Source organism: Agarivorans sp. QJM3NY_30 (assembly GCF_050870855.2).
Lineage (GTDB): Bacteria > Pseudomonadota > Gammaproteobacteria > Enterobacterales > Celerinatantimonadaceae > Agarivorans.
The window spans coordinates 3,751,794-3,769,886 of sequence record NZ_CP194038.2; the positions used below are offsets into that span (position 1 = coordinate 3,751,794).

Consider the following 18,093-nt stretch of genomic DNA (forward strand, 5'->3'; position numbering starts at 1 on the left):
CGTAAAGCCTGCTGTTATTTTAATGATTGAACTCAGTGTAGTCAGCGGCTCAGGCGAGTCCAACTTAGATTGGCTGAAATAACATCGCCTAACTGGAATAGTTTCAAACCGCTCACTATTTTAACTTAATATGTTGATTTAAAGTAAGCAATTACTGAGCTTAACAAGCCAATTACCAATAGCGCCCTTAACTCAGGCGGTACACAAACAAATCATCACGATGACGATAAGGCTTAAATCCCATCTTGACTAAGTATTGCCGATGTTTAGAAATTGTCGTGTAACTGACTATTTTAGTCACTCCTAAACGCTGAAAAAATTCGGAACGATGATAAAGGTAATCACCAGTTTTAAAATCTCGATAAGCCGGAAACACATAATCTAACTTAATATCGAACTCTTGTTGTTGCCGCAAACCCACTAACATACCGGCAGGTTCAGAATTTCGCATCAACAAATAACATTCTTGCCCCGCAACCGAGGCTTCACTAAACTGCGGAAAATACCGCTCAATATCATCCTGATGCTGTTTGATCCAAAATGCCAACAATGGACTGTTCGCCCCGACATCAACCATATGAAACTGGTCAACACGACGAAAAATACCGTACAAGTAATAAATATTGGCGAACACAATAAACAAGTTGAGGAGCGCTACGGGCATTGCGCCAATCACAAAACCATAGCTGGAAAACAGCGCTGCACCGAACATATTTAAACAACGTAACTTCACCAACGAGCTCATGGTTAACGATATTGCCACGACCACCGAAGCCAAATAACCAAACCATTCAACCCAATCCATTAATCCTCCCTTAACTGCACTCTAATCGCTGGACACTTTACGAGCCAGACAGACAATAATCTGGTTAGTTCAAACAAAAAATCAAAAGAATTACACTTTTAAAAAGATCTTTCCCAGCTATGTTGATCACAAGCCGTCAATAAAGCGTTTCACCGTTATTCAAGGTAGCGACGCTGCTGATAAGCTCGCACCGTTTGGCGTAAGGCAGCAAGATGTTTCGGCGATTCTAGCTCGACACGCGCCACAAACTGATCAAGGGTCTCCCCTGAGCGACGATGAATATCATGTCGTTCGAGTAAGTATAACTGCCAACGTAGCGCCCTTAGCTCCGCCGGTGGTAAACGCCAACGCCAGGGTTTGGCAAGTGCCACTGCACTAAGCAAGATCCCAAGCAACAATAAAGAAGTCGTTAACATCCACAAAGAACTTCCCGGCAAACGCTTTAATAAGCGGGAAAATAGAGACAACTGGCGAGTTTGATCGAAATTGAGCACCCAAGTTGCCCACCAAAAATCGGCTTGTGCCATTAGCAACCTTAATTGGTTTAAACCTTGGCTATACCATAAACGTTGTCCCCAACTATGAATATTTTGCCACTGAGCTGCTGTCGACGGGCTCTGCTGCAAGTTAAATTCAAGCCGATCCGGAGCAATCCAAGCGGTAGGATCAAGCCGCAGCCAACGCTGGCCATTCCAGTACTCTGCCCAAGCATGCGCATCATAATGACGCACCGATATTCGCAGTCCCGGTTGCTGCCACTCCCCGCCTAAGTAGCCAGTAACCATTCGCGCAGGGATCCCCATCAAACGTGCCAATACCACAGCACTCTGCGCATAATGCACACAAAATCCACGCTGCTGCCTAAGCAAAAATTCTTCGACTCCTAACCAAGCGGGATACGCGGGCGGGTTTAAGGTATAAACAAAAGCTTGTGCTAAAAACCACTGTTGCATCGCTGCAATCGCTTGTTCGGTGCGCACAACTGAGCTTTGAGCGGTAGCTTGCGCGCTAAATTGCGAGGCTAAACGGCTGACAGCATCAGGGATCCCTTGCGGTAAAGTACTTAGGCGACGCTGTTCAGCCTGCGGAAGTGGCTGTAACTCGGCATCGGAAAGTTGCCCAAAACGCAGCAACTGTCGAGCAAAGCTATCACCACTTCGCAACCAGCTACCATCAGCTTGAAACTGCGCGCCACTGCCGTTTAGCACGCTTGGATGAAGAGTTGCCAACCAGTTATTGGACGCTGGTTCCAACAATAATTGGTAGCTTGGGAGCGTAGTGAGCGGCGCGTCGGGCGGCTCAACAATTTGTTTAGCTAAAGCACTGCGGGTCCATTGTTCACCATCGAATTGATCTAATACCATAGCCCGCCAATACAACGATGTGCTGATTTGTGCTTGGCTAAACTCGGCTCGAAATGCCAGTTTGTCGGAGCGAATTAACTGACTAATATCCCCCGGTCGAACCACCTCGGACAAACCGGTTTGAGCAGTGTCGGGACGAGGCATTTTCCATAAGGGTGCAAGCCGCGGTGTCAATACAAATAGCGCCACCGCTAAGGGACTCATTGCCAACAACCATAGCCCCAGCATTTTTCCCTGTTTAAACGATAAACGAACATCCAGACTGAGCAAAAGCAACAAATGGATGAAGCAAACCAACAGCGCCAACACTGCCGCGAGAGGCTGACTGGAAAACACTAACGAAAATGATGCTAAAAAAAACCCAGTAAGAACAAAAACTTCTAAGTCTCTGCGTTGATGTAACTCAATATATTTCAAACTATAACCGAGCATCACCACATTCACTAACTTGTCGAACAAATCCATCGAGTAACTTAACCATAAGGTCAGCAATACCATCAATAACAGGATCAACTTCACCCACCTGGGTTTGGGGAGGCTAGCTAAACCTTGTACCACTCGTAAGCGCCACCAACCACAAGCGCCTCCCACCAATACGAGCAACCAAGGCAGATGTGGCATTAATATCAAGGCGCTGGCCAAGTAACAGACCAGAGATAAATGAATACTGCGAGCACCTAAAGTGTTCATCAAGGCACCTCAGCCCCCGCTAGCATCCGCAGAGCAGCTTGTAAGTGTTCGTTACCACTAGCGCTGGCAAGCCGCCGCTGCGCCAACTGTAAACTAAAAGCTTGTTGCTGCTGATTTAGTTGACGAACCCAGAAGACCAGGACCGATAAGGACTGCTCATAGGGTAAATGAACTAAAGCGCGATCGGTCAGCTGCAACTCGAGTGCCGGATTATCACTAAATTCCTTACTTTGTAGCCCTCTACCTGCGGCAAATTGCTTCCAGGCTAACAAGCTTTTACGCTCACCACTGCGATAAGCCTTTAAGCCAGAAAACTCGTTCGGTTGTGGACCTGTGCTCAGTTGTTCAACATCATGCTCTCCGGCCAACTCAGCCACAGGACAAGGAAACCCCGCAAGAGGTACCGGATAAGCTGTGATCGTGGCGTTAAAATCAACCCGTGTCCAACATCGAAATAGACCTAAAGGATAAACACTCGAAATATCAATTCGAGGCAAGGGCCAATGACCACGTTGACTCACGGTAATATCAATCGCCAAGCACCCTGCGCTATACTCACTCGCCTGAGGCCCCTGCCAAGCGCTTAATTGCCCGACGACTGCGAGGGCTCTTTTATCGGCGGTTTTGTCCAAGGCTAACAACAAACGTAACGGCTGGTCACATTGACCTTCAGCGGTATAACGTAACTGCAGCAGGCTCCCTGACAAATTCTGATGGCAGAGAATTAAACACAGTAACCACAACGCCAACAGCCACAAACTCAGAGCCAAAATAAGGTTATTTTGGTAGTTGGTCCCAATCGTGAGTAAGGTCATTAGGGTCAATAAAAAAGACCAACCAAAGGCGGTTGGCAAGATAAATAAGTTCTTTCGATTGAGCGTCAACGAAGACGCCGCAGGGATCCGCCGAGCCAACCACGCCTCCACTCGCTGCTTTCGCCAATGCTTTAATCGCTCAGTCAGCCGCAATGCTATTCTCCCGAAGGTAAATCGCGATAGGGATCAACTTCTGCCAAAATATGTTTAGCATAGGCTTCACCACTGTCACCGCGTCCCAAACGATGTGCGCTAACCGCTGTAAAAACCGCCTGTAAATCATCTGGCGAAACATGTTTCTTATGGTGAACAAAAGCCCAAGCTTTGGCGCAAGCTAACAGGGTTAAACTGCAGCGAGGAGACAAAGGATGAGCGCCTTCCAATTGCCGACTAAAGTGAATTAAGCGTAATAAATAATCGAGCAAGGCATCACTACAATGCAGCCGTTGAACCTCATGTTGCAGGGCTAATAATTGCTCAATGGTCAGCGACGATGGGGCTGGTGTGGCATTTTGCTCCCGTTTCAGCATCGCCATTTCAGACCCAAGGTCGGGATAGCCAATACTGAGGCGCATTGCAAAGCGATCCAACTGCGATTCAGGTAGATCAAAAGTGCCGAGCTGTTCGCGTGGATTTTGAGTGGCGATCACAAAAAATGGTGAAGCCAGTGGATAGCTGTTGCCATCGGTACTCACCTGTTGCTCTTCCATTGCTTCTAACAAAGCGCTTTGGGTTCTTGGACTGGCACGATTGAGTTCATCGGCCAGCACTAAATGATGGAAAATAGGACCCGGATGAAAACTGAATTGTTGAGTCGATGGCTCAAATACCGATACTCCAATGATATCGGCCGGCAACAAATCGCTGGTAAATTGGATCCGTTGAAAACTCAAACCAAAACTGCTGGCCAACCACTTTGCGAGGCTGGTTTTACCGGCTCCGGGCAAATCTTCAATTAACAAGTGCCCCTTAGCCAGTAGACAACTTAAAGCCAAACGCACCACTTGCGGCTTACCTAAAAGCTGTTGCTCTAGTTGACAACTAATTGCCTGTAACTCGGGATGTAAGGATTCCACATGCGTCTACTGCAAATAAGCCATAGTATTAGCATACAAAGCTTTCAGGATTTTAGGCAATGTTCGTCACTAGAGTTCCGACAAGATCGCTTTAAGCAAGATGGTAAATTATATGTTAAAGGATAGAAGGATAGCCATTAAAGTTAAGCACTCCGTATATAGAATGCTTAACTACACGGGACTTAAGCCATCGCAGGCGAGCGTTTAAGGTATTTGACAATGCCTACTAGCGAAGCACTAATCCAGAACAGTTCAATAATAAAACTGGCTAAATTAAAGTTGATGCATAGGCTAATCAGCAACAATACTGCACCACTGAGATTCATTAAGTTGTAACTGAGCTGTTTTGGGTTTAAGCGTTCTAACTGGAGTAGGAAGAAAGCTCCTACGACTAAAGCGGTCCCCGAAAGGCCGACGATATTAGCAAATAAATGTTGCATAAGATTCTCATTAACAAGCGAACTGGTTCGTCCAAATTGCTGGCCCGCTCCTTGGGGTGGACGCTCTCAACTGCAATGCAGTATTCCCTGAGACAGCTTGTTAGTGGCATATTAAAATGCGAGCGTAATTTACCAGAAATGACAGCTCGATGCAGGTTTATTTTGACAGTTTTTTAGAAAGCGGGCGAATGGTGTCGCTGGAACTATAAAGTGACATAAGGACCTGCGTTACATCTAATGCAAATCCAAAATTTGAACCATAGTTTGACATAAAATAGAACCATAATATGGCATAGTGCATTTCGTATGTTTGCCGCCCCCAAACACACTTTTGGACATTTCCGAGTTAAAGCCTTAACTCTAAAGCGTCTGTTTCGGATAAAAATTTCTATGGGTTAACGCCCCGCTCACCCGCACATACTGCGGAGAGCGTTTTTGTGTAAAGTGGCGCGTAGAGACACACAAAAACGAGCGTAGCAGTATGTGTCGGTGTGCAGCGGTTTGTGTACGCCCAGCATGGGCATGAACTAATGAGGTGAAAGTCCTCTGTAGGAAGGTCACCGTTTAATAATATTTTGATTATTAAACGCTAACTACTAGCGAATGGCAAGGGCATTGCCGCGAGGGAATGTCTGAAGGAAGCCGGACGCAAATCTGCGAGCTGATGAACAAGAACATCATATGAGGCGTAGGCTGGAGGCGAGTTGGCACAAGACAACGAAGCCATGTGATCTAACGGCCACCGTAAATGATGCAGCAGTGCAGAGACAGTACATGTTCTTATCTGGGGAGATCTGCTTAACAGGCGATCGTTAAACTCACTAGCTTGGCCGCTAACTCAAACAGGCCTGGCACTTAAGTCTCATCAACTTAAGTGAGCAAATACGATGAACAACGATAGCGCTATTTGGGGTAACTCAAACGGTGATTAAGCAGAAGTCAGCAGACGGCATAGTAGCCCAACGCCCATCGTAATGGTTGGGACATGGTGAAGGCCTGAACCTGAAAATCAATGAGGAGCCTGTGCAGCTCATTGTCTCCGTATCCGACCGGACTGAGGAGTCATGGCGCAAAAAACAGAAGCCATCATTGGAATGCAAAGGAGCTAATCGGCCGTTGTATTTTAACCGTTTTCAGGAAACGCCCTGTGCGGAGCCGCATGCAGGGTGTTGTGGGGGCTGGAGGTTAGACACCTCCGGCTACCCGATTAGACGATGATCTCAGTAAGTATCTCTGTTTTTACTGAGTTTGCTAGAAAACATTGCTCATGAGATTGATGATGCATTTTCTCAAGTTGCTCCATTGTGGGTTGTTTTTCACCAGAAAACTTAACATTTGGTCTAAGAGTAATTTGAGTCATTTCAATATTACCACCCTCAACTTTCTCCATAACACCCACTGCATTGTCTAGGTATGAATCGACAACAAAACGTCTTTTGGCTGCGATTCCTAAAAAGAACAACATATGACAACTTGAAAGCGATGCAATGAAAGCCTCTTCAGGATCCACGTTAGCTTCAACGGAGTATGGTAATGGGACTATATGCGGAGAAGATGATGCTTGAACGGTTACACCACCATCAAAACTCCACTCGTGACCTCGGCTGTATTTATTATCAATATACTTTTCATCATTGGCTCTCGTCCAATTAACTTTTGCGTAATACTCTGACATCGGAACTCCATTTGCGTAATCGTCTAACGCTCGGTTAATTTGAGCCGCGCTTTTTGCGGCGTCAAATTGAACCGCTTGTGTACGCCCAGCATGGGCATGAACTAATGAGGTGAAAGTCCTCTGTAGGAAGGTCACCGTTTAATAACATTCTGATTATTAAACGCTAACTACTAGCGAATGGCAAGGGCATTGCCGCGAGGGAATGTCTGAAGGAAGCCGGACGCAAATCTGCGAGCTGATGAACAAGAACATCATATGAGGCGTAGGCTGGAGGCGAGTTGGCACAAGACAACGAAGCCATGTGATCTAACGGCCACCGTAAATGATGCAGCAGTGCAGAGACAGTGCATGTTCTTATCTGGGGAGGTCTGCTTAACAGGCGATCGTTAAACTCACTAGCTTGGCCGCTAGTTCAACAGGCCTGGCACTTAAGTCTCATCAACTTAAGTGAGCAAATACGATGAACAACGATAGCGCTATTTGGGGTAACTCAAACGGTGATTAAGCAGAAGTCAGCAGACGGCATAGTAGCCCAACGCCCATCGTAATGGTTGGGACATGGTGAAGGCCTGAACCTGAAAATCAATGAGGAGCCTGTGCAGCTCATTGTCTCCGTATCCGACCGGACTGAGGAGTCATGGCGCAAAAAAACAGAAGCCATCATTGGAATGCAAAGGAGCTAATCGGCCGTTGTATTTTAACCGTTTTCAGGAAACGCCCTGTGCGGAGCCGCATGCAGGGTGTTGTGGGGGCTGGAGGTTAGACACCTCCGGCTACCCGATTATGTTTTTGTAACTTCTTAGCCACGACAAAATAGCTAGATGCATCTTTATATATCTCCTCAGATTCAACTGTTTGAAACCCGCCTGCTTCTAATATACTTTCCACATCTGAGCTTGTGATCCTTCTTATAGGAATGGGAATTAATCCAAGTTTACACAAGATCCGCACTAACTGGATTTGAAGATTAACTAAAAATGACATCTTTTGACGTAAGCAAGGTGTTACAGAAATGAATAAACCTTCTGGCTTTAGTAATTCACTTATTCGAAGGACTACATCCTCTGGACTAGAGACTGTATGCAACATGTTAAAAGCCAGAATGACATCATATGACTCTTTAGAATATTTGCTGTCAAAAATATCCGATTGCTCGAACCTTACGTTCTCTATTTTTTCAGCTGCTGATTTCTCCCTCGCTATTTCAATCATCTTCGATGATATATCAATAGCGTGAACCTCTTTAACCTGACTGGAAAACTGGCAAGCTGAGGTTCCTGTCCCGCAGCCATAATCGAGAACGGTATCGCTATCTTTTAGGAATTTTCTAGTATTTTCTCTAGATTTACTATGAATGTACTCAAATCGCTCTTCGGTCTTGTCGTACTTTGTAGATGCTCCGTCCCAAAACTCTTCCGGTTTACTCATTCTCTATACCTTTGTGGGGGAAACATAACGCTTGGCTCTGGGGCTGCATGGAGAGCAGCATAATGCGCTCCCTAGCAGCCACTTGTTATGTTGTGATTTCTACTTTCCACAATTGGCAATAACCGAGAGTCAAGAATGGCAGCAGTTCTATGGCCTATTCCAGCTGAGTATTCAGCATTGGAGGCGAAAGCAAAAAAGTTTTCAACGGAGCTTTGCTTTACAAGCATGACCACATCCCATTGCTCATCATCAGGCCCAATAAAAAATTTTCCTCCATCTCCGAGAAATAGGAGTTCACCGCCATTCTCCCTCAAATGAGGCATCGTGTGTTCTATATATTTCTGGAAGGCCTCTCTGCCAGATATTTTTGTTTCAGGAGAAAGTTTTGGATTACTTGAATAATCAGCGAACTCCCTAAAGCGCAGCATATTGAGCATTACTACTTCCCCAGAAATGTTACGCTGGAACAAAGCAGCCCCAGTCTCTTGGGTCGGTTCGATGTAAGATTTGCTTGTCATCTTTAAATTACCTTCGTATACAGTTCTGCTAATTTTTCTAGTTGGTTTTGGCTCAAATTGGATGTGAGGTCGCTTGCGATATGAGAAAAACTATCACGGGCCTCTTCAAATAACCGTTGCCCGGTGGCTGAAAGTTTAACGAGACTCTGTCTTGAGTCTCGAGGATTTTTAGTCGTTTCAATAACTTTATTTTTTTCCATAGGCATGAGCAGGCGAGTGACACCAGAAGCGCTCATGCCTAAATGATCAGCCAACGCAACTCTTGAAACTCCTTGGTGAAAATCATAGCTCAAACAGTGCATAACGATATACTCAGTTAGACTGATACCATGGACACTTAGACAATTCCCTACTCTTTTCGATAGCCTCGAAGCGAGAAGAGCGTTTTTGATAATAAATAATGAACTGACATTTTCGTTTAACATGGAAATACCTTCACTTATGCTTGATTATGCAAGTATAAGTGAAGGTATTTGAAAGTCAAGAACAGCTTTGAGTGGAAACATAACGCCCGCAGCAGCGGTATTTTTGTAGTGAGGCACGAACGGAAAAAATATCCGACTGCCTGCGTTTGTGTACGCCCAGCATGGGCATGAACTAATGAGGTGAAAGTCCTCTGTAGGAAGGTCACCGTTTAATAACATTCTGATTATTAAACGCTAACTACTAGCGAATGGCAAGGGCATTGCCGCGAGGGAATGTCTGAAGGAAGCCGGACGCAAATCTGCGAGCTGATGAACAAGAACATCATATGAGGCGTAGGCTGGAGGCGAGTTGGCACAAGACAACGAAGCCATGTGATCTAACGGCCACCGTAAATGATGCAGCAGTGCAGAGACAGTGCATGTTCTTATCTGGGGAGGTCTGCTTAACAGGCGATCGTTAAACTCACTAGCTTGGCCGCTAGTTCAACAGGCCTGGCACTTAATTCTCATCAACTTAAGTGAGCAAATACGATGAACAACGATAGCGCTATTTGGGGTAACTCAAACGGTGATTAAGCAGAAGTCAGCAGACGGCATAGTAGCCCAACGCCCATCGTAATGGTTGGGACACGGTGAAGGCCTGAACACTTAGAATAAAGGAGGAGCCTTGTTAAACTTGAACACCCATTCGCCGTCCGGCGTAGATGCGATTCAGCGTAATAACTCGCAGCCAACCTTTAGCCAACATCTATTCGAACATATGCTAACGCGGCAGAATATTCAGCTCGCGTGGCAAGGTGTTCGAGCCAATAAAGGGGCTGCTGGAGTGGATAACATGTCCATTGATGCATTTCCTTCTTGGGCAAAACTACACTGGAAGCAGGTTGCTGCTGCGCTGCGTAATGGCCAGTATCAGCCTAAACCGGTACGCCGTGTGGAGATAGATAAACCCGATGGCGGGAAGCGCCTACTGGGGATCCCAACCGTGCTCGACCGTGTCATCCAGCAAGCCATTGCCCAAGTGCTAACGCCTACCTTTGACCCTAGCTTCTCAGCGAACAGCTTTGGATTTAGGCCAAACAAGAATGGGCAGCAAGCGGTGAAACAAGTGCAAAGCATCATCAAGCAAGGCCGACGCTTTGCCGTTGATGTCGATTTATCTAAATTCTTTGACCGAGTTAACCATGATCTATTAATGAGTCAACTGGGACAAAGCGTGCAAGATAAACGGCTACTGACACTGATTGGAAAATACCTGAGAGCGGGTTTTATCCATAACCAGTGCTATCAGGAAAGTCGAGAAGGTGTACCGCAAGGGGGACCATTATCGCCCTTGCTGGCCAATATCATGCTCGATCCATTGGACAAAGAGCTGGAAAAGCGAGGGCATAAGTTTGCTCGTTACGCCGATGATTTTACCATTTTGCTGAGAAGTCAGCGTGCGGGTGAACGAGTGCTTACGAGCATTAGTAGCTTCTTGCAACGGCGCTTAAAACTTGTGGTTAATACAGCCAAAAGTCAGGTGGTTAAAACGGCGAAGAGTAAGTTCTTAGGGTTTACCTTTAAAGCGGGACGGCTGCAAATTCATGCCAAAACGTTACACCGTTTTAAACAACAAATTAGGCGTCTAACAAACCGTAACTGGGGCGTGTCGATGGGCTATCAGCTATTTAAAGTAAGCCAATACTTGCGAGGATGGATAAACTACTTTGGGATCGCGAATTGCTATCAACTGTGCGTAGATCTAGATCACTGGATAAGGCGCAGAGTGCGAATGGCCTACTGGCGACAGTGGCGAAAACCGAGAACCAAAGTAAGAAATCTGATGCGTAGAGGAGTACATGTTCAAGCCGCGGTAGCCTGTGGCATAACCAGTAAAGGCCCATGGAGAAGCTCGAAAACACCGGGGATCCAACAAGCATTATCGAATGCTTATTTAGCATCCCAAGGTCTATTTGCGCTTCGAGATGGATGGATTAAGCTTCACCATTCTAAGTGAAACGCCCTGTGCGGAGCCGCATGCAGGGTGTTGTGGGGGCTGGAGGCTAGATACCTTCGGCTACCCGATTATGTGATAATTTCATGCGACTAGCTCACCGTTAACAATAAACACGCCTTCTTTACTATTCTCTGGGCATACTAAGTAGCGCGACGAACCAGTTACAACCTTTATCTCCTCAAGAATACTTAAGAGAGCGAATAATTTCTCCTCGCTGTCAATTTCAGAAGGTGAAACATCACACTCCAACTCTGATTTTTCATAGAACCGTAAAAACAACGTTATGTCGCCAACCAACATTGAAACAAAGCAATAAAATCCGCTAACATCGATATAGGCGTTGATATCTTTAGGGAATTTTTCTGAGTTCTCATCAGATTCTGGAATATAGCAATTAATTGATGTCACATTTGAATTAGCTGAAAGCCACCCGAACAGCTTTTCCCAGCCGCTAGTGGTCATATGCTCATAATAAACATCTACAAGCATTCCATTGTCTTCGAAGTACTCTTTCGCTAATTTCCAGTTCATCAATTTCGATTCACATAACGCTAAGTAGGCCGCACGTGCGGTCTATCCCATTCAATGAGCGCGCGTCCTATCACAAAAAACATGATCTTCATCACGTTCGCCCATCAATTTATGATTTGATATTAACCCATTGTCTACCTTAGTTTTTTACTCGGAATCAATCAATCGTCGATCCATTTCTATCATTGATTACTTTGACAAATGACGCAAACGAAACTAAAAACACTGTATGCATATACAGATAAAAAGTGCACAACATGTCAAACACACCATTGCGGCTCCAGCAGCGATTTAGAAATACGATTTATCAGCACCATTACAGTATTCGCACCGAGCAAACCTATTGGCATTGGATAAAACGTTTTTTGTATTTTAATCACAAGCAGCACCCAGCAAAGCTCGGAGCTGCTGATATTGAACGATTTCTAACTCATCTAGCGGTCGATAGGCAAGTCGCTCCGGCGACTCAAAACATCGCATTTAATGCCTTAATGTTTCTCTATAACAAAGTACTACGTATCGAAATGATTGGAATTCAGGCGAAACGCTCGAAAAAACAAGTCAACATTCCCGTAGTTTTTACTCGAGCTGAAGTGAGCCAAGTGATTGCGAATTTACCCGCGGATTATCAGATCATGGCTTCACTGCTTTACGGTTCGGGACTAAGACTCAGTGAATGCTTGAGATTACGGATTAAAGACTTAGATTTTGATCAAAATACAATCACCGTACGGCAAGGCAAAGGAAATAAAGATCGCGTAACTTTGTTACCCCCTAACTTGATCCCAAAGCTTCGCGATAACATTCTCCTGAGCAAAAGTGTTTTTGCTCACGATATGAGTCTACATTATGCTGGAACGACGATGCCTTACGCGTTAGCCCGTAAGTACCCACATTCTCAACGGTCGTTTTCTTGGCAGTTTTTGTTTCCTTCAACTCGCCTGTGTATCGACGCTAGAACAGGTGAGCTCAAACGCCATCATATTCATCATAGTGTGCTCCAAAAAGCAGTCACCAAAGCCGTGCGTAATGCCGGTATAAATAAGCCTGCAAGTTGCCATACCTTTAGGCACAGTTTTGCCACCCACTTATTAGAACAAGGGACTGATTTAAGAACTATACAAGAATTACTTGGCCATCAGGATGTAACAACGACTGAGATTTACACGCATGTTATCGGTCGTCATACCACGGGCGTCAAAAGCCCTTTAGAGTGCTTGGTTCAAGCTGCAAAATAGATGATTTTTGACAAGACCATCGAACAGGTTTTTGCATTCTAGCTGGTGATTAAACTTGGCTTGTAAAATCTGATTCAAAACCATTAGTTTTGGTATGGAAAGAAACATGGGTGATTGCGTTGTTCGTTAGAAGGCGTAACACGGAATGGGGCAAAAGCACGTTAGTGTTGCGATAACTCGACAAAAACTATTGGTTAGTCATCATTCTTCATTAGATGCATGCTTACCCAGCACGACATACATGACCTTGCCGACCTTCACATTCTTAAAGCTTATCTTGCAGCATATATTGCCCAAGGGCTTACAGCGGGTGAGAGATTATGGTTTCTTACGGGGTAACGCCAAACACGTATTGCGGCGCATTCAGTTAGCACGATTAACTTTGACGCTAGCAAACTTAAAGATGTTTTTATTCGGTGAGGGTTTTCACAAGCTTCTGATGTACATAAAAATACCCATGTGCAACAAACCTTAAACCAACATACCTTACGTCAAGGTATGGGGCAAATTTGTCACACAATGGGTAAATTATGTCACAGTATGATTCAATTATGTCACTCTATGGTTCCAGCGACAAATGGTGGTTCGGCCAAATAAACCCTGAGTCAATCAAAGCCAAATCAATAAAAACGGTAAGATCAACTAGGGCAATATAAAGAATCAGCGAAATAGCTAAAAAACGACTCAGCTGATTCTATTTCACTTAGCGTCGCGCGCGGCGAACCCATAACAGAATAGCCAACATCGCCGACCGCACCCCACCAAAGGCTCCCCCACCGGAAGAGGTAGCATCAACGACTGGTTGGGCACACAGAGTTTCATCTTCTAGCTCGCTGTCACTGCTTGCTATAACTTGGTCAAGCCATGGTGAAAATGGGCCAACAGACGGTGCCTGCTAACTTGTAGGTCCCACCCTCATCGATAAATATCGAACAGCCACAGAGAGCCTTGTCTCTCCCCCTCAATATAGGGAACAGCATTGTTGTCCGCATATAGATTGCCGACCCTGCTTAATGCCAATAAACCAAACAGCGCTCTGAGTCGTATTTCCACTTAAGGACCTAGCTAGACCCCATCTCTGATTAAACAGCTGCCCTTGCCCAACTAACGACAGCAAGCCTAAGTTTTTTCTTCATCTTTTAAAAAACGAATATGACTAAAGCCCAAACGTTGAAACTCTTTTTCACGATATGCTTTCAGGGTTCCTTTATCGCGAGTTGACATGGCAAGCTGTTTTTCCATTGCCAAAAAAGCATGAAGATCGATCCCTTCCGCGGCCGCCACCGCTTCGTGAATGTCATAATATTTATCGAAAGAAAAATTAATCACCTTGGTGGTGTTTTGATAGGTGTATGTAACCTGACGCGCCATTGTAAACCTCTAAAACTAGCTATGCGGCTCGATCATATCGCAAACGACCACAGGATGTTACGTAAATTACAGCGCCCTTAATCGCAATCACCAGTCATAGGTACAATGAGACAAAACCTCCACTCCAATCTAATTAGTAGCCCAAGATATATAGTTCAAAAAACCAACAAGCTACTGTATTCATAAGATTTCTGCTGAAAATTTGGCTAAAGCTATAAAACCTCCCAATAATCGGACGATTTAGCTCAACCATTTACAAAAATGCGCTAGGGTTTATGCAGCTGATAGGCTAACCTTGCGAGCGTTAACAAGTAGCCCATCGTTAGTGAGATCACTAACCCATTGTTGATGCTGAATTTGATCAAGCTGTCGCAATGCTAAACCGAGGGCGAGGATAGAAAATGAATTCAACAGAACAACCTTGGCTAAAAAGCTACCCAGAAGATGTTCCGGCAAGCATTGACACGGAACGCTTCCAAAATATTTTGGAATTATTTGACCATAGTGCCAAAAAATATGCTGAGCAGACCGCTTTTGTCAACATGGGGCACAAACTCAGCTACCAAGAACTCGATCAACAGTCTCTTGCCTTCGCCGCTTACCTGCAATATTTAGGCATGCAGCAGGGGGAGCGGATCGCGCTGATGATGCCTAACTTACTGCAATATCCTATCGCTTTATTTGGCGCTCTGCGGGCGGGTTTAGTGGTGGTCAATGTAAATCCACTTTATACCCCGCGCGAGCTAAAACATCAGCTACGTGATTCTGGCGCCACAGCAATCGTCGCGGTCACTAACTTTGGCAATAGTCTGCAACAGGTGATTAAGTCGACCCAGCTCAAGCATGTGATCCTCACCAGCATTGGCGATCAATTAGCACCGCATCGGCGAACACTGGTTAACTTTGTCGTGAAGTACGTTAAAAAAATGGTGCCTAAATACAATCTGCCTGGCGCAATTTCGATGCGTAGAGCACTCACCCAAGGCAAGAGCTTAGTTTACAAAAAACCTCATCTCACTGGCGATGACATCGCCTACTTACAATATACTGGCGGAACCACTGGCGTGGCTAAAGGCGCAATGCTCACCCATCACAATGTCGTCGCGAACGTGCTGCAAGTCTACTATCACTTTGGGCCTCGCACCCTCTATGATAAAGAGCACGCCGTGACGCCGCTGCCGCTATACCATATTTTTGCCAATACTGTGAGCATGATGTTTATTATGCATATTGGCGGAAATAACTTATTGATTACCAATCCCCGCGACCTCGACAGTTTTGTTCGCGACTTGCGTAATTACCCCTTCACCATGATTTTTGGCCTGAATACCCTATTTAATGCCTTGCTCAATCATGCCGGTTTTCGCCAACTGGATTTTTCGAAGGCTCGCTTTACCATCGGTGGCGGGATGGCTACCCAAAAGCATATCGCCGAACAATGGCAAGAACTCACCCAAATGCCGGTAATTGAAGGTTACGGTTTAACCGAATGTTCACCCGTTGTTGCAGCAGGAACCCACCAGCAGCAATCCTTCATTGCATCTATTGGGGTGCCGATGCCCAGCACGCAAATACGCATTGTCGATGAACAAGGACAAGAACTAGAAATGGGCGGTATTGGCGAATTGCAAATCAAGGGGCCGCAGGTGATGAAAGGCTATTGGAACCAACCCGAAGAAACTGCCGAAGTACTTAGTGACGATGGATGGATTAAATCCGGAGATATTGGCCGGATGGACGAAAGAGGGCATTTCTTCATCGAAGATCGTAAGAAAGACATGATTATTGTGTCTGGCTTTAATGTATTTCCGAGCGAAATTGAAGAAGTGGCCACCTTACACCCCTCGATCGTCGAAGCCGCAGCGATTGGCATTGCTGATGATATCACCGGAGAACAGATCAAATTGTTTGTGGTCTGTAAGGCGAGAGTCGGTCGCGAAGAGATTAAAAAGCACTGCCGTAAACACCTCACCGGTTACAAGATCCCCAAATTGATCGAGTACCGAACAGAGTTGCCTAAAAGCAATGTTGGTAAAATTTTGCGCCGGCAGCTGCGCCAAACTAAGCAAGCCCAAACAGAGCTGAACTGAGCCAAGGTTTGTCGCTTGCTTATTCAGTCCGTCATAAAAACCGCGACAAGTTCACTTCTCGCGGTGACGACAATTGCCCTTGAGCTTCGCCCCAAGTAGAGTAAACATTTGTTGTTACACTCAAAGGCCACTCGAATGGATTACCAACATATTATCGTTCCCGCTGGCGGAGAAAAAATAACCCTCGACCCACAGCATGGCTTGCAAGTACCCAATACTCCAATTATTGCCTATATCGAAGGCGACGGAATCGGAGTCGATATCACCCCTGTGATGCTTAAGGTGGTCGATGCCGCAGTGGCCAAGGCCTATGGAAAGCAACGTCAGATCATGTGGATGGAGGTATTCAATGGTGAAAAAGCTGCTGCCATGTACGACGGCGATTGGTTTCCACAAGAAACTCTCGGCGCGATTAGAGAACACCGAGTTGCCATAAAGGGGCCCCTCACAACCCCCATTGGCGGCGGTTTTCGTTCTCTAAACATTTCGCTTCGCCAAGAAATGGACCTATTCGTTAATATTCGCCCAATCCGCTGGTTTAAAGGCGTGCCCTCCCCACTCAAACATCCTGAACTAACCGATATGGTGGTTTTTAGAGAGAACTCCGAAGACATTTATAGCGGCATAGAGTGGAAGGCCGATAGTATTGATGCCGAGCGCATCATCGAATTTTTACAACAACAAATGGGCGTGACTAAGTTACGTTTTAGTGAACACTGCGGCATTGGCATTAAACATATTTCAGAGCAGGGCTCCAAGCGACTGATCCGCCACGCCATCCAATATGCCTTAGACCACCAGCGGCAATCGGTGACCCTGGTGCATAAAGGCAATATTATGAAGTTCACCGAAGGAGCCTTTAAAAACTGGGGATATGAATTAGCCGAACAAGAATTTGCTGCGCAAAGACATCCCAATGGCTATTGGTTAGAAATCCCGCGTGACGATGGACGAGCACCATTGGTACTAAAAGACGTGATTGCCGATAATATGTTTCAACAAGTCACCTTACATCCAGAGCACTATGATGTAATTGCCACCATGAACCAAAATGGCGATCTACTGGCCGATGCGCTAGCCGCCCATGTCGGCGGTATAGGCATCGCCCCTGGCGCTAATTTAAGTAGTGAAGTGGCCTTTTTCGAACCCACCCATGGCACGGTCCCACGTCTAGCGGGGCAAGATAAGGTTAATCCTTGCTCAATTATTCTATGCGCCCAAATGATGCTGAAACACATTGGTTGGACGGAAGCCGCACAACTGATTAGCCAAGGCGTAGAGGGGGCCATTGCGGCCCGCACCGTCACCTACGACTTTGCCCGAATGATTGAGCAAGCCAGCGAAGTCAGTTGTTCTGAATTCGGCGTGGCAGTGATCAAACATATGTAAAATATCAAGGGATAAAGGCATTTACCTTCTGACAGTTTGGGGAGTCGTCCGACTGGAGGTCTTGAATACTGGTACTCTCAACGATGTCTAAAAGTGACCCATCGCACAAAGTATTACTTATTCCAAAACCACCTTTGTTGCCCACGATAGTAAACTGGACTTCGTCCTTTATGACCCAAGATGCTGTTCAAGCGCGAATACAGATACATGAGCAATTGAGCAAGCACTCAAAACTGATA

15 protein-coding genes and 1 pseudogene are annotated in these 18,093 nt (G+C 45.7%); 5 read left to right on the top strand and 11 right to left on the bottom strand.

The features are described from left to right. Positions 1-187: 187 nt before the first annotated feature. From ACRRSX_RS17080 to ACRRSX_RS17120, 9 genes are all read right to left on the bottom strand, one after another. A complete protein-coding gene (locus ACRRSX_RS17080) occupies positions 188-805 on the bottom strand; it encodes a hypothetical protein (RefSeq protein WP_432452015.1) in 618 nt (205 codons plus the stop codon). A 155-nt stretch (positions 806-960) separates the two neighbouring features. After that, positions 961-2,859, bottom strand: coding sequence for a transglutaminase TgpA family protein (locus ACRRSX_RS17085; protein WP_432452014.1), 1,899 nt, complete (start codon positions 2,857-2,859; stop codon positions 961-963). Next, entirely contained in the window at positions 2,859-3,827 is a 969-nt protein-coding gene (locus ACRRSX_RS17090) for a hypothetical protein (protein WP_432452013.1), read from the bottom strand. Before ACRRSX_RS17090 ends, ACRRSX_RS17085 begins: the two co-directional genes overlap by 1 nt. A 2-nt stretch (positions 3,828-3,829) precedes the next feature. After that, positions 3,830-4,750, bottom strand: a complete 921-nt coding sequence (locus tag ACRRSX_RS17095) for an AAA family ATPase (RefSeq protein ID WP_432452012.1) — start codon at positions 4,748-4,750, stop codon at positions 3,830-3,832. A gap of 182 nt (positions 4,751-4,932) precedes the next feature. Next, on the bottom strand, positions 4,933-5,190 hold the full coding sequence (locus tag ACRRSX_RS17100; protein ID WP_432452011.1) for a CBU_0592 family membrane protein: 258 nt from the start codon (positions 5,188-5,190) through the stop codon (positions 4,933-4,935). Between the two features lie 1,207 nt (positions 5,191-6,397). Beyond that, complete coding sequence (locus ACRRSX_RS17105) at positions 6,398-6,865, bottom strand: OsmC family protein (protein WP_432452010.1); 468 nt, start codon at positions 6,863-6,865, stop codon at positions 6,398-6,400. Positions 6,866-7,624: 759 nt separating this feature from the next. After that, a complete protein-coding gene (locus ACRRSX_RS17110) occupies positions 7,625-8,293 on the bottom strand; it encodes a class I SAM-dependent methyltransferase (RefSeq protein WP_432452009.1) in 669 nt (222 codons plus the stop codon). Between the two features lie 71 nt (positions 8,294-8,364). Next, positions 8,365-8,811 (bottom strand): DUF1330 domain-containing protein, encoded by a 447-nt coding sequence (locus tag ACRRSX_RS17115; protein ID WP_432452008.1) that lies wholly within the window; start codon positions 8,809-8,811, stop codon positions 8,365-8,367. Positions 8,812-8,813: 2 nt separating this feature from the next. After that, positions 8,814-9,236, bottom strand: coding sequence for a MarR family winged helix-turn-helix transcriptional regulator (locus ACRRSX_RS17120; RefSeq protein WP_432452007.1), 423 nt, complete (start codon positions 9,234-9,236; stop codon positions 8,814-8,816). A gap of 667 nt (positions 9,237-9,903) precedes the next feature. On the opposite strand from ACRRSX_RS17120, the gene ltrA reads away from it, so the two are divergent. Then, positions 9,904-11,235: a group II intron reverse transcriptase/maturase gene (gene ltrA / locus ACRRSX_RS17125; RefSeq protein WP_432452006.1), complete on the top strand. Its 1,332-nt coding sequence runs from the start codon at positions 9,904-9,906 to the stop codon at positions 11,233-11,235. A gap of 81 nt (positions 11,236-11,316) precedes the next feature. Here ltrA and ACRRSX_RS17130 read toward each other — a convergent pair whose 3' ends face one another. Then, complete coding sequence (locus tag ACRRSX_RS17130) at positions 11,317-11,766, bottom strand: hypothetical protein (protein WP_432452005.1); 450 nt, start codon at positions 11,764-11,766, stop codon at positions 11,317-11,319. Positions 11,767-12,023: 257 nt separating this feature from the next. On the opposite strand from ACRRSX_RS17130, the gene ACRRSX_RS17135 reads away from it, so the two are divergent. Continuing rightward, entirely contained in the window at positions 12,024-13,004 is a 981-nt protein-coding gene (locus tag ACRRSX_RS17135) for an integron integrase (protein ID WP_432452004.1), read from the top strand. Between the two features lie 244 nt (positions 13,005-13,248). Then, positions 13,249-13,374 (top strand): annotated as a pseudogene (locus ACRRSX_RS17140) (transposase); the annotation flags it as partial. 749 nt (positions 13,375-14,123) lie between these two features. On the opposite strand, the gene ACRRSX_RS17145 reads toward ACRRSX_RS17140, so the two are convergent. After that, positions 14,124-14,375 carry a DUF2960 domain-containing protein gene (locus tag ACRRSX_RS17145; RefSeq protein ID WP_432452003.1) on the bottom strand — a complete coding sequence of 84 codons (252 nt, stop codon included), beginning with the start codon at positions 14,373-14,375 and terminating at the stop codon, positions 14,124-14,126. Between the two features lie 401 nt (positions 14,376-14,776). On the opposite strand from ACRRSX_RS17145, the gene ACRRSX_RS17150 reads away from it, so the two are divergent. Both ACRRSX_RS17150 and icd read left to right on the top strand, forming a co-directional pair. Then, positions 14,777-16,465 carry an AMP-binding protein gene (locus ACRRSX_RS17150; protein WP_432452002.1) on the top strand — a complete coding sequence of 563 codons (1,689 nt, stop codon included), beginning with the start codon at positions 14,777-14,779 and terminating at the stop codon, positions 16,463-16,465. A gap of 135 nt (positions 16,466-16,600) precedes the next feature. Continuing rightward, the gene (gene icd / locus ACRRSX_RS17155; RefSeq protein ID WP_432452001.1) at positions 16,601-17,854 is read left to right on the top strand and encodes an NADP-dependent isocitrate dehydrogenase; all 1,254 of its coding nucleotides are present in this window, start codon (positions 16,601-16,603) and stop codon (positions 17,852-17,854) included. Positions 17,855-18,093: the final 239 nt, after the last annotated feature.